At 45.9% G+C, this 13,151-nt stretch carries 15 protein-coding genes; 5 read left to right on the top strand and 10 right to left on the bottom strand.

What is annotated here, in order from left to right; translation table 11 throughout:
• Window positions 1-249: 249 nt before the first annotated feature.
• The 3 genes from QUA56_RS32495 to QUA56_RS32505 all read right to left on the bottom strand — a co-directional run bounded on the left by QUA56_RS32495 (window position 250) and on the right by QUA56_RS32505 (window position 4,133).
• A complete protein-coding gene (locus QUA56_RS32495; protein WP_333366873.1) occupies window positions 250-1,488 on the bottom strand; it encodes a calcium-binding protein in 1,239 nt (412 codons plus the stop codon).
• A 338-nt stretch (window positions 1,489-1,826) separates the two neighbouring features.
• Window positions 1,827-2,615 (bottom strand): SDR family oxidoreductase, encoded by a 789-nt coding sequence (locus QUA56_RS32500; RefSeq protein ID WP_333366875.1) that lies wholly within the window; start codon window positions 2,613-2,615, stop codon window positions 1,827-1,829.
• A gap of 591 nt (window positions 2,616-3,206) precedes the next feature.
• Window positions 3,207-4,133, bottom strand: coding sequence for a nuclear transport factor 2 family protein (locus tag QUA56_RS32505; protein WP_333366877.1), 927 nt, complete (start codon window positions 4,131-4,133; stop codon window positions 3,207-3,209).
• A gap of 212 nt (window positions 4,134-4,345) precedes the next feature.
• On the opposite strand from QUA56_RS32505, the gene murG reads away from it, so the two are divergent.
• Entirely contained in the window at window positions 4,346-5,410 is a 1,065-nt protein-coding gene (gene murG / locus QUA56_RS32510; protein ID WP_333366879.1) for an undecaprenyldiphospho-muramoylpentapeptide beta-N-acetylglucosaminyltransferase, read from the top strand.
• A gap of 190 nt (window positions 5,411-5,600) precedes the next feature.
• On the opposite strand, the gene ureG is transcribed toward murG, so the two are convergent.
• The 4 genes from ureG to QUA56_RS32530 form a co-directional block, all read right to left on the bottom strand.
• Complete coding sequence (gene ureG, locus QUA56_RS32515; RefSeq protein ID WP_333366881.1) at window positions 5,601-6,197, bottom strand: urease accessory protein UreG; 597 nt, start codon at window positions 6,195-6,197, stop codon at window positions 5,601-5,603.
• A gap of 162 nt (window positions 6,198-6,359) precedes the next feature.
• Window positions 6,360-7,073, bottom strand: coding sequence for an urease accessory protein UreF (locus QUA56_RS32520; protein WP_333366935.1), 714 nt, complete (start codon window positions 7,071-7,073; stop codon window positions 6,360-6,362).
• Between the two features lie 130 nt (window positions 7,074-7,203).
• The gene (ureE, locus tag QUA56_RS32525) at window positions 7,204-7,641 is read right to left on the bottom strand and encodes an urease accessory protein UreE (RefSeq protein ID WP_333366883.1); all 438 of its coding nucleotides are present in this window, start codon (window positions 7,639-7,641) and stop codon (window positions 7,204-7,206) included.
• 434 nt (window positions 7,642-8,075) lie between these two features.
• Window positions 8,076-8,567: a DUF4168 domain-containing protein gene (locus QUA56_RS32530; RefSeq protein WP_333366885.1), complete on the bottom strand. Its 492-nt coding sequence runs from the start codon at window positions 8,565-8,567 to the stop codon at window positions 8,076-8,078.
• 451 nt (window positions 8,568-9,018) lie between these two features.
• Here QUA56_RS32530 and QUA56_RS32535 point away from each other — a divergent pair, with 451 nt between their 5' ends.
• From QUA56_RS32535 to QUA56_RS32550, 4 genes are read left to right on the top strand one after another with little or no spacing between them, the layout of a single operon-like run.
• The gene (locus QUA56_RS32535) at window positions 9,019-9,141 is read left to right on the top strand and encodes a hypothetical protein (RefSeq protein ID WP_333366887.1); all 123 of its coding nucleotides are present in this window, start codon (window positions 9,019-9,021) and stop codon (window positions 9,139-9,141) included.
• 11 nt (window positions 9,142-9,152) lie between these two features.
• Complete coding sequence (locus QUA56_RS32540) at window positions 9,153-9,419, top strand: hypothetical protein (protein WP_333366889.1); 267 nt, start codon at window positions 9,153-9,155, stop codon at window positions 9,417-9,419.
• Between the two features lie 12 nt (window positions 9,420-9,431).
• The gene (locus tag QUA56_RS32545) at window positions 9,432-9,857 is read left to right on the top strand and encodes a DoxX family protein (RefSeq protein WP_333366892.1); all 426 of its coding nucleotides are present in this window, start codon (window positions 9,432-9,434) and stop codon (window positions 9,855-9,857) included.
• On the top strand, window positions 9,854-10,363 hold the full coding sequence (locus QUA56_RS32550; RefSeq protein ID WP_333366894.1) for a DUF4385 domain-containing protein: 510 nt from the start codon (window positions 9,854-9,856) through the stop codon (window positions 10,361-10,363). Before QUA56_RS32545 ends, QUA56_RS32550 begins: the two co-directional genes overlap by 4 nt.
• Window positions 10,364-10,472: 109 nt before the next feature.
• Here QUA56_RS32550 and QUA56_RS32555 read toward each other — a convergent pair whose 3' ends face one another.
• From QUA56_RS32555 to QUA56_RS32565, 3 genes are all read right to left on the bottom strand, one after another.
• Window positions 10,473-10,940, bottom strand: coding sequence for a RecX family transcriptional regulator (locus tag QUA56_RS32555; RefSeq protein WP_333366930.1), 468 nt, complete (start codon window positions 10,938-10,940; stop codon window positions 10,473-10,475).
• 89 nt (window positions 10,941-11,029) lie between these two features.
• Complete coding sequence (locus tag QUA56_RS32560; RefSeq protein ID WP_015177612.1) at window positions 11,030-11,440, bottom strand: AbrB family transcriptional regulator; 411 nt, start codon at window positions 11,438-11,440, stop codon at window positions 11,030-11,032.
• 91 nt (window positions 11,441-11,531) lie between these two features.
• Window positions 11,532-11,810: a hypothetical protein gene (locus tag QUA56_RS32565; RefSeq protein ID WP_333366932.1), complete on the bottom strand. Its 279-nt coding sequence runs from the start codon at window positions 11,808-11,810 to the stop codon at window positions 11,532-11,534.
• Window positions 11,811-13,151 lie beyond the last annotated feature (1,341 nt).

Below are 13,151 nucleotides of genomic sequence, written 5' to 3' on the forward strand. Positions count from 1 at the left end.
TGCCTGTTTTACATCTGGATTTACTTGCGCTCTATTTGTAAGGCGATGCACACCGCAGCTTGCCCTTATATATAGTCCAGCCAAAGATTGGCAAGCTTATGTCTTGTACATAATGAATTTTATTGCTTGTCAGAAACAGTTTTTATGACCCGTTCGGCACGGTTAATTTTTATTGTGGGGCGGCAGATCACCCGGTTCGTAATGTTTAAATTATATGAATGGTAGATATACCTTAAATCTGGTTGAAATTTAGATAATTTCAAAGTTGTTTGACCCAATATTCAGGTTAGAACCGACTTGGGCGACGATCGACACTTGACCATTTTGATTGCGGTAGTAGAGCGAACCGTCAATCGGATTGTAGATGAGATTAGCCGTGCCCGCAGCCCCAGGAGCGTTGGGATTGAAATTGGGGTCTGTAATAAATTGGTTCGCAGTTAGATTGCCCGGTATCAAAGCATTAAACACAGCTCGATCGAGCTGGATTTTATCTTCTGTAGGATTAAAATCTGTCAGCGTATCCATATTATCGGCGCCGACAAACTCGAAGCCGAATGTATCGGCCCCCGCACCACCGCTGAGGATGTCATTTCCTATGTTGCCAGAAATAATATCGTTGCCCGCACCGCCTTCTACGATGTCATTGGCTTTACCGCCGTACAAAATATCGTTTCCTTCACCGCCTCTTACGGTGTCATTCCCTAAGTTGCCGTTTGCGATATCATCGCCGGGGCCACCCTCAACCACATCATCGCCTTTACCGCCGTAGATAGTATCATTTCCTTCGCCGCCGAAGACAAAATCATTGCCCTCACCGCCGAAAAGGTTATCGTTACCAAGGCCGCCGTTCACGATGTCGTTGCCGCGATCGCCAAACAGGAAGTCATCGCCAGCACCGCCGTCAACTAAATCATCACCTTTACCTCCAAACACAGTATCATTGCCTTCTCCGCCGAACAAAGCATCATTGCCCTCACCGCCGAAAAGGTTATCGTTACCAAGGCCGCCGTTCACGATGTCGTTGCCGCGATCGCCAAACAGGAAGTCATCGCCAGCACCGCCGTCAACTAAATCATCATCTTTGCCGCCGAAGACAGTATCATTGTTCTCGCCGCCACTGATGGTATCTGCTCCTTGGTTGCCAAAAAGAAGATCGTTATCATTGCCGCCATCAACTACATCGTTAGCTTTACCGGCGTAGACAGTATCATTGCCGCCGCCGCTTTGAAGGTTATCGTTGCCCTCGCCGCCGAACAAAAGGTCATTTCCATCACTGCCTCTCAAGATATCATCGCCGCCTAAACCGTAGATGATATCATCGCCACCTAAACCGGCAATTTCGTCATTGCCAGAGCCTAGATTGATTTGATCCGAACCGATGCTACCGTTTATTCTGTTTGGTAAATCCGGCGAGCCTTGGATAATTAAACCGCCAAGAGCGTTCTGTTCAACGCTTAGGGGTTGAGTGGGATTTGTTACTTGGGACATAGCCTGTCATCTCAAATGGGGGGATATCTATCCAGAGTCTTTATCTCTCTGGTGAGATTTACTAGCTACAATGCTGATGTCCGGAATTGTTTTATGTGAAATTAGTCAAAAAATGCAAATTATTTAATTATTTTTTTATAGCTCCAAAAATAGTGATGCAACCGACAAAGATTTAACTATCCAGAACTTTAAAATTCACAATTCATACCGAATCCTGGTTAGAAATTCCCGATCGCACTCGGCGGTGGGAACTTTTCCTACAAAAACGAAGTCTTAGCATAGATTTACTGAGAAATAAAGGGGTTATTTAAGTCGGATTTGGTATCAATACTCAGGGCTCAAAACTCTTTTCGGTGAACCAGAGTTGCACTAGCTTGGTCTGTCGGAACTAGCAAGACTTCGCTAATATTGACGTGGGGCGATCGCGTCGCGCAAAAATACACAACATCGGCTACATCGTCAGCAGTCAGAGGTGTCAATCCTTGATAGACATTTTTTGCTTTTTCTGCATCGCCGTGAAACCGGACATTGCTAAATTCTGTTTCCACCAAACCCGGCTCTATTTCCGTCACCCGCACCGGCGTTCCCAAAAGGTCTTGTTTCAACCCTTCAGAAATAGCTCTTACTGCTGCTTTGGAAGCGCAATAAACATTGCCTTTCGGATAAGCTTGGCGGCCTGCTATCGAGCCGATATTCACTACGTGGCCGCGGCCTCGGCTTACCATTCCCGGCACGATCGCGCGAGTCATGTAAAGCAAGCCTTTAACATTGGTATCAATCATTTCTTCCCAATCTTGAAAGTTGCCTTCGTGCAGTTTGTCTAAACCGCGGCTCAATCCCGCATTGTTAATCAGAATATCGATGTTTTTCCAGGCATCGGGAAGCGCAGCTATCGCCGATTCGACTTGCTGGCGATCGCGCACGTCCAATTCTAGCAAATAAATCTCGTTCGCCGACGCGATCGATTTTGTTTCTATAAGTTCGTTTGCCAGTCGATCGAGCTTTTCAAGGCGGCGGGCTGCTAAAATTAGTTTGGCTCCACCTTTGGCGAATATTTTGGCACAGGCTGCTCCGATACCGCTACTCGCACCTGTAATGAAAACAATTTGATTTTGGATAGAAATCATACCATTTTAGATTTTAGATTTTAGATTTTAGATTTTAGAATTGCGAATGACTAATGAGATCGGAGTTTGGATATTTCATACAGTTGTATTACTTTTGGTAACTGGGATAATTTTAAGAAGAAAGAAGTTCGGCAACGGATTCGCTTTCTTCGGATTTAACGGATGTTTGAGTCCGAGGTTCGAGGGAAGAAGTTAGTTTTGAGTTGGTATAAAATCAAGTTCGGTCAATTAACCGTAATTCTGGTAGTGGCGAGTTTACGGGCTTCTGTCATTTGTCTTAAAGATTTTATTAAACCCGCCACTACTGAAATTACCCAAATAATACCATTTTTACCGAAAAATCCAACTGTATGCCCGCGATCCTAACGCTTAATTCATAAGTCAATCGATTTTAGATTTTAGATTGTAGATTTTAGATTTTAGAATCGACCCCACGGATGAATCCGGGGGCGAGCACAAGATGATTCGGAGCTTTTTTTCTCCCTCCACGGATGAATCCGGGGGTCCCGGACCTCATTACTTTCGGTCATTCCCAATCGAAAATCGAAAATCGAAAATCGAAAATGGTATAACCCATAACACCTACTTTTATTACTTGACAACCCGCAATCGCACGCTAACCGTTGCAATTCCGCCTTGTCGCATCAAAACTGCTGACACCCACCGATTTTCAGGCGTAGCCGGAGCTTTACCTACTTTAAAAATTCCCCCGGAATTGAGCAACTCCAGCTCGACTTCTGACGGATTAAAAAATGTTTTTTCGGTAATGGGTTCCTCCAAAACAGTCCCTATTAAAATATCATCGCCGATCGGCTCTCGAACAATGGCATCAAAATGGTACTCTTCACCCACCTTAACTTGATCCGGCAAATTCACTTGAATTATCGGAGGATTTTTGCCATAACTAAGCTGAGTTTGTTCTGCTAAAACCTCTTGCTTAACTATTTTTTCACCTTCAAAATGCTGCTGAGAACGGATGGTAGCTTTGAGATTTAATTCTCTGCCATCCTTTTTCTGAGTGCCGGTAATTGTAGTTATGGTTTCAGCGACAATTGCGCTACCTTCGGTTTTCCAAGATTTGAGTTCGGTGCGGTAATTCAAACTAGGATATCGCTCCCAAAGTTGCGTGAGGGCTTTTGCCATGCTTTTGCTGTTTAAGCCGTCAGAATGAGTAAAATTCTGGCTGTAAAATGCCATAACTGCTTTGAGATCGCGCCGATTCGCCGCTGCGTCTATTTCTGTTAACAGTTTTGTGATTGGGGCAGGCGCATTGGCCGGGGTTTGGGCGATCGTTTGGGGAGCCGCCGCGATCGCACCGATCGCTCTTACCGCACTAGGATGCAGCACGCCAGCACTTACCACTGTTAAACATAACAAGATTTGAGCGATCGACTGCCCGCAGTTAAAGCCAAAAACGATCGCCCGTTGGCGCAGCCCTCGAAGAGGATCGGCTTTTTCGTCCCGACGGCTGGAAAAATACTGAGATACACTTGGCATTAAATTCAAAAAATTACGCATTAGATGATAATTTGGTTATTTGTCAGGAGTCGTGGCGCGGGCAACTGTTCGCCTGCAACGAAAACTGACAACAGAAGGAGGGACACGGCACAATCTAATTTTAGATTGCTGATTGATAATTGGCTGAAACTGCCGGAATAATAAGCATAATAATCTAAAACCTCAAATATAAAATCGCTCTACCTGTGGAACTTGTAAAAGAGACAAATACCTTGACAAAAGCCCCCCTCCGGTTGTTGGTTGCAGCTAGCGGCACGGGAGGACATTTATTTCCTGCGATCGCCACCGCTGCCGAGTTGAACGACTGTCAGATCGAATGGCTGGGAGTTCCAGACCGCATGGAAACCCAGTTAGTTTCATCCCTTTACCCCCTCCACACGATCGCCGTTGAAGGCCTTCAGCAGCGATTTGGACTCGGTACAGTGCGAATTTTGGGCGGACTCGCCGGCTCGATACTTCAGGTGCGGAAGTTGCTCAAAGCGGGAAATTTTCAGGGAGTGTTTACTACCGGCGGTTACATCGCAGCACCTGCAATTCTGGCGGCCTGTTCTTTGGGTTTGCCGGTGATTCTCCACGAATCTAATGCCATTCCCGGGAAGGTGACGCGCTGGTTTAGTCCTTTGTGCACTGCTGTGGCGATCGGATTTGAAGCAGCAGCCCAGCATTTACCCCGCGCCAAAACCGTGGTTGCTGGTACACCGGTGCGATCGCAATTCCTCGCCCGCCAACCTCTAAATTTGCCAATTCCTGACAGCGTACCTGTAATTGTAGTCATGGGCGGCTCTCAAGGTGCTGTCGCCATCAATCAGTTAGTTCGCCAGTGTGCTCCGGCTTGGTTTGATGCGGGTGCTTGGGTGGTTCACCTCACCGGAAATAATGACCCGGATGCTGAGAGTTTGAAACACGAGCAATATTTGTCGATGCCATTTTACGACAATGTGGCGAGTTTGTTGCAGCGAGCAAATATAGCAATTAGTCGATCGGGCGCGAGTGCTCTAACAGAATTAGCAGTGACGGCGGTACCTTCTATTTTAATTCCTTTTCCTCACGCCGCTGACGACCACCAAAGATTTAATGCGGAAGTATTTGCTAAAGCCGGCGCCGCCGTGGTATTCCGTCAAAGCGAACTAACAGCAGATGTGTTGCAAAGCAAAGTGTTGTATTTGTTAAGAGATTCCGAATACTTGGAAAAAATGTCTCAAGCTGCTGCTCAATTAGCGGTGACAGACAGTACAGAACGTTTGGCTAATTTGGTCAGGGAATTGCTGGTGCGGTAGCGAAAATTGGACACCGCCACTAATTTAACGAGTTATTTTTAATGAGGGTAAAGCGTAAAATCCCTATCCAACCAAATAACATAAAACACAGCCCATCCCGATAACCAACCATCGGAGCCTTGCAGTGCGAGCCAGAAAGCTCGCGTATAATGCAAGCAAATCATTTAGGATTGCTATATATTTTCTCAATCTATGCCATATTCAACTTAACAAAGTTAACTACCGATTCTAATCCTTCCTTTGTCTTCAGGTTAGTAAAAACAAAAGGTTTTTCCCCCCGCATTTTTTTCGCGTCCCGTTCCATCACGCCTAAATCTGCTCCTACAAAAGGCGCGAGGTCTGTTTTATTAATTACCAACATATCAGATTTAGTAATTCCCGGCCCGCCTTTGCGCGGAATTTTATCGCCCGCAGCGACATCGATTACGTAAATTGTCAAATCTACTAACTCGGGGCTAAAGGTGGCGGCCAAATTATCGCCGCCGCTTTCGACAAATACTAAATCTAAATCAGTGAATTTCTGTTCTAACTCTTCTATAGCTACTAAGTTGATCGAAGCATCTTCGCGGATAGCCGTGTGGGGACAGCCTCCCGTTTCTACGCCCAAAATTCGATCGCTCTCCAAGGCTTGACTCCGAACCAAAAACTGGGCATCTTCCTGAGTATAGATATCATTAGTAACTACAGCAATCTGGTATTGCTGCCGCAGCGCCTTGCACAAAGCATCAAGTAAAGCCGTTTTCCCCGAACCAACCGGCCCAGCAATTCCTACACGAAAAGCACCCATAGCGATTTTAGATTTTAGATTTTAGATTTTAGATTGTCTGATTTTTAACTGCGAAATAACCGAGTTGTAGTTGTAGGGTGCGTCAGACGGAGTTATGGAACGATTATCGAGGCTTTGGGGTTCTGACGCACCTTACTAATTAGATTTTGGATTGTCTGATTTTTAACTGCGAAACAATCGAGTGTACTGAGTTTCGTGCGCCATGCTAGCTAGGCCTAATCCCCAACTGCAACTAGCAAGATCGTCATCTTCTAATTTTAAAACTTTTTGCGCCGTACAGCTAATTTGAGACTGCAAATCTAACAGCAACTGTTGACCGGCTGTTTGACCGAGGGGAATCAGTTTAACGCCCGCACTTGCCAAATTTGCAGCCCAACTGTACAAATATCCTAACACGGCCGCTTCCTCTTCAATCTGCCAGCAAGCAGCCGCAATGCCAAAGCCGATCGCAAAATTGCACGGATTGCCGCTAAATTCCACCAAATCTTTTACAGATATCGTTAATTTAGAAGGTACGGGCGATTCCCTGCGGGATAGCTTCGCTTCACGCAAATCCAGCAGCAACCTGAGCAAAGTCCGCCCCATTTGCCAACTTTGCAAGCGCAACTCTTCTGTTTCCTTAGCAGCAGTCGCCCAAGCATTCCAGTAACTCAAAGCCCTCAAATCCCCAATCTCGGCCGCCCTCAAAGCCCGTACCACCACAGCGGCTTCTACTCGAACAGCCCCGAATTTCAGCGAATCTTCTAACCAATTTTTCAAAGTAATCTCGCTGTCGATCGCACCAGTTTCTACCAGACTTTCGATTCCCTCAGAATAACTATAAGCTCCCACAGGTGCAAAAGCTAGCTGCAACAAACATAAAAGTTGATTGTTCACTGTTGACTGTTGACTGTTGACTGTTGACTGTTGACTTCTTGCTTCTTGAATGGCCGAAAGCAATTTAGTCATAAGCCCTCGGATTCATCGGTGGGAGTCAATCTAAAATCTAAAATCTAAAATCTAAAATCTAATGGCTGTGCCCGTAAGCGCCCATTTCCGGCTGAAACGGCACAATTTCCTCTGTTACTTCCAAACCCATTTTTTCGAGCATTCCCTGCAAAACAGAGTCTGGAGAAAGCCTTAAATAATTATCGGTAACTTCTAAAGCTACGTGGCGGTTTCCTAAATGATAAGCCGCCCGCATCAGTCGCAGTGGAGTCGAGGCCCGCGCTGTCAGCACCGGTTCGGGTTTTGCACTTACCAGTACCAAACAGCTACCGTCTTCCGACTGCAATAAATCTCGATCGCGCAGTACCGTACCTCTGGGCAAATTCAGGTGCAGCCTCTCCCCCGTCTCCGTCTCGAACTGGTGGCGGCTGCGAGTGCGATCGTCGGCTGTCATCGGTAAAGTAAAGCTGACAACAGCATCGGGATTTGCAGGCAAATGTTTTGTGAAAGTTAGCATTTTTATATTCTATTCCTCAGAGCAATTCACTTCACATCTAGTTTTTGAGGAATATCTTTTTTATAGCCGAAGGAAGACCGAAGACCGAAGACCAAAGACCGAAGTTGCAATCTTCAGCTCATGTTTCAGCAATTAAAAACGTCCTAATCGTCTTGGCGATCGCTATATCTCATTGCGATTTACAGCAAGTTGAAAAATATTCATCTCTCTGAACCGCTCCCGTTCTGGCTTATCTACCAAATTTTTGTTATTTTGTCAAGCACTTTATCGCAGACGATCGCCCTTTTTTCTAAAATTTTTGCATACCGTCTAGTAACTCGAACAATTGAAATCTCCAATAATTCTTGTGGGGTAGGCATCCTGCCTGCCCTTGACAGGCTTTTCTGGAGAAGTCTAATAGAACGGGAGAGGAAGAAAGACTCAAACCCTCAAGCTTATTGATTGCCCGCTTGTTGCAGCCGCAGCAGTTCGGCTTGAATTCGCTGTTTGACTGCCGGATTCGCTTGCTGGAGCAAAGTGAGCTGGTTGAAGCGACTAACTGTCAAACCATTGGTTTCGATAATTTTTTTAGCTTGATCGCAGTAATTTACCACAATACCGCGAACATTTCCAGACAGCCTGTTGATTTGGCTAGTTTCGTTGCACACCACACGCGGCACCGAGCCTCCTGCTATTCCTTTAATTTCTTGAGAGGCTCCCAGCCGTTTGGGTTCGATTGCCAAGACAGAGCGAGCGTAGCTAGTAATTTCCTCGTTGCTAATGTCTTGAGCTTGGGCGGAGGCTCCGAAAACGAGGCTTGGGGATTGCGCGTACAAACCGGGCGCCCATCCGCTAGCCAAAGCTGCTGCGGAAATGATGCCTGCGAACAGCGATTGCCGCAGCATCCGGTTTAGGCGAAATTTAGAGTTGTTAAGTGAGGTGTTCATGGTCGTCGGTGATTGCTTGCGTGTAGATAAAAATGACACAGCGCTGGGAGGCTCAATCTTTTTGAATAATGTTGTGGCTAAAAAGTTCCTGCCGTTAGTGACAATCTTGAATTCCAGCAGGATGATTTGGGAGTTGCTACGGCGATCGACTTTTTAGCAAATTCGATAATTTGATCCATTCTAACATCTTTGGGAAGTTGACAAAACCCAAAATTGAGACGGTAATTTTAATTGCAGAGAGTTCCCGAATTGCCTCTAAACATAATTCTTAAAGTAAAAATATTAAATAATTCTAAAATTTTTTGACAAATTACTCGCATTAATTAGTCTAATCAAGGTACGGGCGAGCGAAGCTATCTTCCTGCAGGGGTTCGGTGAAGGGTAGGGAATCGCCTGCAAGTCAAGGTCAAATTTAGCAGCAATCGCACTCATCAATTCCCTCGATAGTTTAATGTTAAGTCCAAGCGCATTTGTCGATCGAGAAAATCCCCATGATTTGGCTGCTGACGGAGCCAGAGCCGGAACAAAAATCAGGTTTTACTACCCGAAGATAGAGGCAGCAGCGGGCAACTAGACATTAAAATCTTGTTATCAAAACGCGCCCTATCTGTTTTCGGCAGTCAACGCGCAGGCCTTCGATTCCAGTTCTCGCTTCCTCCAGTTTGGGGCTGCCAAAACTTGTCTGGGACTTACCCAGAAACCTGGTTTTTCTACGAAATAAAATCGTTACAGCCACCAGCAAGAGTAGACAAACCCGGAAAGCTGGAAATTTTGGGCCTCAGTTTGCTTGTCATCTCGATCGCAGATAGCGAATTTCTGCAAGCATTCTCGCAGCAAGTTAACAATTATTAATTACCGATTGCCATGAAAAGTCAAAAAGAAATTTGGCGAGTTATCCTCGCAGTAGCTATCAGTATTGTAGGCGTGCTGCACTTTGCAGTACCCGTACCCTTTATCAGAATCGTGCCGCCCCAGCTTCCTTACCCGGAAGCCTTGGTTTATATCAGCGGTTTTTTCGAGATATTGGGAGGAATTGGGCTATTAGTTCCTCCTGTCAGCAGGGCGGCAGCGTGGGGATTAATTGCCTTGTTTATTGCCGTGTTTCCAGCTAATATCAATCAAGCCGTCAACAACATTCCGATAGAAGGGATTCCCCACAACCAATTACTGTATTGGTTCAGGCTGCCTTTTCAAGCTGTCTTGATTGCTTGGGCCTGGGTTTATACTCAACCAGACGAAGGTAAACCGCAGGCTTCTATAGTGCCAGATAGAACAGAAAACGCCCAATGAAGCAGTTCGACTACTCTTTGGATTTTAAGAACATCGACTTTCGAGAGCACCCGGAACTTTATCGGGTGGGGAAAGGGGAACAGGGAGTGCTGTTGGTGGAACCATATAAAGGAGAAATTCTGCCTTTTTGGAGATTTAAGACTCCTGAAATTGCCAGGGAGTCGAGCAGCAAAATTTACTCCTTGTTTTTAGAGTATCTCGATCGCGAAGATTTTGTTGGAGCCGACATGGCCCGCAAGTTCTTGCAGATGGGCTACACTAGATCGCGCCGCTACGCCAACCACAAAAGCGGCCGAAAATACCAGCAAAACCCTCAAAAGCTGAAGTCTCTTGCAGAGCAAAGCGCAGCTCGAAAAGATATTTTGCCGCTACAAGCAGATCCGGTGAAAGCAGAATCCGCCGCCATTTTTCAAGAGAAATGGATGCTGGCCAAAATCAACGAGAAATATCTCCAGCTTTTAGCCAGACACCGGCAGATGTGCGAATCTTATTTAGTCAACTCTTAGGATTGACATAACTGTTACAAAAACTCAGAAATCAGAATTTAGCCCCAGGCAGCAGTGCAGTTGTGCTTGCCTATCTGGGGGCCGCATCGATCGATGGTTGTCCTATAACTTACTCATCTTCTTCTTCCGTCTGCCACTGCCGCCAAATTTCAAAGGCATTAAAGCCTCTGTATTGCAGGTAATTCAAGACTTTGCTCTTGGTTTTTGGATCTGCTTTACCCCAAGTATCTATCTTGTATTTCCGCATGACTTTGGCTTTTAATCCGGCCAGTTTTTCAGCTTCGGAGTCCTGATTTTCGGCACTTTCTTCTTCCCAGACTTGCTCGAACAAATCGCTGGTAATTCCTTTTTGCAGGCACTTGCGCTTGATGGCCGATTTCCCGTATTTGCCTGCTGCAGAGGCGATCGAGTTTGCCACCAAGCGAGTGTCAGACTGATAGCCGCGGTCTTGAATTTGCGCGATCGCCTCCAATATTTCCTCATTGCCAAAACCTTTCTCTTGCCCCTTTTTGCGAAGTTCAGAGGCACTGTAGTCTTTGCGGGACAAGAGAAAATAGAAATAGTCAAGACAGCTCATCAGTTAAATCGAAGGGTGGCGCGCAAATACTCGTGTAGCGAAGCCAAATCCAGTCGCCTTGCTATCGGCTGACTGCATCGCGAGCGCCTCTATTCTTCTGTATCCTCCTCTTCATCATCCAATTCCACATCCGGTCTGTCCACATCGATCTGAATCAACCGAATGTGCTTGTATCCGAGTTTAATTTCAAACTCGTCTCCCGGCTTTAATCCCATTTCTTGGGTATAATTCGCCCCGATCACGATCGAGCCATTCTTGTGAACGCTAGCTCGATAACTCGCTTCTCGTCCGCGTCCGTCTGCTTTCGACTTCTCAAGCTCAATGCCCTTAGCAGCTAACACTGCATCGTAAAACTCAGCCAGATTAATCCGCGTTTCTCCACTTTTGCTGACCGTGAAGTAGCCGCAAAGCTTTGCAAGTTCTCTGCGCGGCAAATCGCTGCCTTTGATTTTTTGAAGCAGACCTTTTCCTGTTAAGGGTGCTGTAGCTGTTTCTGCCATTGACCGTACCTCGCTTATTGGACTTTACTTATATCAATTACAACACATTAGATTAACTTTGTTTCACTGTCAATACTAAGAATTCTGAATATTAAGATTCTGGATAAATTTCTGCGGTCTCAAGACCGGGGGTGCAAGTAAGGATGCTCGAAGGGCGATCTATTTGCCGCTTGTGGCCCAAATGCTTGGGTAAGCCTTGCAAGCGATCGCGCGGGGAATTATTGTCGCAAATTAAATGCTTTACTTTTTTACAGTAAAGTCTGTTCCCTGCATTCACCCATCCCCGATCGAGTCTGCGGTCAAGGTAAAAACAAGACAGCCATGAATCGAAATACCTAGAGCGCGGCCGCTGCAAATCTGCCGAAAGCATTTACCGGCGCGGGGTTAACTTTTACCTCAACAAGGGGAGGCAGCACTTGTTCAAGGGTGCCCCTGCCAGCTACTTGCACGCACCAGTTTACAAAAAGAATCCAACTCTAGGCAAGCTCCAAACCCTTATGGAATAAGTCCTTCCCAATTCTTCAATCTAAAATCTAAAATCTAAAATCTAAAATGGTATAAACCCTATTTTTCGGGCTGGAAATCCCCTCAAAACCCCAAATACCAACGAGCAATCTTCTATTAAGGTGTTGGGCATATAACTGGCACTGAACGCAGTCTGGGGAAGGTAATCCCGTAAAAATTGAAGGAAATTTCACCTGTTCGTTGAACGGGTTTAAGCTAAAACCCGACTCAATGGGCGCAGCGGCAGAAACATCGCGCAGCCACCAGGAGGAGAATAGTTTCGATCGGGCGAGATTGCTTCGCGACTCTTAACGCTTCGCCGCGAATCAGTAGGTTTCTAGGGGGAGATCGGGAAAATCTTCCTCCTCCGGCCCCAAGCCAGAGAATTTGAGGTTCTTTCCACAGGGGAATTGAAAAAAACCGAGTTAAATGCACAATAGCTTAAATGTTTGATGCACTACAAATTAGCAGCCGTTCCCGACATGGAGTTTCGGTGGAAATGTACTGGTTTCCACTCGCGGCCTGCAAACTGCCAGACTCTCAAAATTTATGCACCAACTGGAGGGGCGCGTCAATCGATTTTAGATTTTAGATTTTAGATTTTAGAATTGAAGCCTTGACCCCACGGATAAATTCGGGGGCTCCTTTATCGGATACAGGTTTTTTATTTCTGGACGGATGAATCACGTGGCGGGTATCCTGGATGCTTGATTGTCAAACTCACAGCCGCTTCCATGATTAATTATTGTGAAATATAGCAACAGCCTTGACGGTAAGGACGTTTTTAATTGTTGCAAATCTTGCTTTTATTGTCTTGTGCCGAATGACGAATGCTCCGGCTGCCGAATAACTCCGCCCAAAAACGGATATCACCCCCCGACAACAGTCGCGGAGAGATCAAAATTTTAGACCCTTGTTCAAGCTGCCAGATTCATCTGTGGAGTAAATCTAAAATATAAAATCTAAAATATAAAATTGACTGACAAATGCTGCATCAAGCAGTCCCGGACTTACTCTCTCGACGAGAAACCCGGTTTCTTCCTAGATGCTTGGTTGCCCTGCTGCTTATTTTGGGTAGAAACCGGGTTGATGAGTGTAAGTTGGAGATTCGATCGAGCAGGATACTTTTGATCCCACATTCCGCACCCCCAACTGGCACATAGGCGGATTGAGGGGTTAAAAGTGAATCATCCGAGATAATAGTGAG

Origin of the sequence: Microcoleus sp. N3A4 (assembly GCF_036701805.1) — a bacterium.
Taxonomy (GTDB): Bacteria; Cyanobacteriota; Cyanobacteriia; order Cyanobacteriales; family Microcoleaceae; genus Microcoleus.

Coding starts and splice junctions, on each gene's coding strand:
- QUA56_RS32500 (WP_333366875.1), bottom strand. CDS start 2,615: ATGATTTCTATCCAAAATCAAATTGTTTTCATTACAGGTGCGAGTAGC.
- QUA56_RS32495 (WP_333366873.1), bottom strand. CDS start 1,488: ATGTCCCAAGTAACAAATCCCACTCAACCCCTAAGCGTTGAACAGAAC.
- QUA56_RS32555 (WP_333366930.1), bottom strand. CDS start 10,940: ATGAGCTGTCTTGACTATTTCTATTTTCTCTTGTCCCGCAAAGACTAC.
- QUA56_RS32535 (WP_333366887.1), top strand. CDS start 9,019: ATGTTAAGTCCAAGCGCATTTGTCGATCGAGAAAATCCCCATGATTTG.
- ureG (WP_333366881.1), bottom strand. CDS start 6,197: ATGGGTGCTTTTCGTGTAGGAATTGCTGGGCCGGTTGGTTCGGGGAAA.
- QUA56_RS32565 (WP_333366932.1), bottom strand. CDS start 11,810: ATGCTTTCGGCAGATTTGCAGCGGCCGCGCTCTAGGTATTTCGATTCA.
- QUA56_RS32505 (WP_333366877.1), bottom strand. CDS start 4,133: ATGCGTAATTTTTTGAATTTAATGCCAAGTGTATCTCAGTATTTTTCC.
- QUA56_RS32560 (WP_015177612.1), bottom strand. CDS start 11,440: ATGGCAGAAACAGCTACAGCACCCTTAACAGGAAAAGGTCTGCTTCAA.
- ureE (WP_333366883.1), bottom strand. CDS start 7,641: ATGCTAACTTTCACAAAACATTTGCCTGCAAATCCCGATGCTGTTGTC.
- QUA56_RS32550 (WP_333366894.1), top strand. CDS start 9,854: ATGAAGCAGTTCGACTACTCTTTGGATTTTAAGAACATCGACTTTCGA.
- QUA56_RS32530 (WP_333366885.1), bottom strand. CDS start 8,567: ATGAACACCTCACTTAACAACTCTAAATTTCGCCTAAACCGGATGCTG.
- QUA56_RS32545 (WP_333366892.1), top strand. CDS start 9,432: ATGAAAAGTCAAAAAGAAATTTGGCGAGTTATCCTCGCAGTAGCTATC.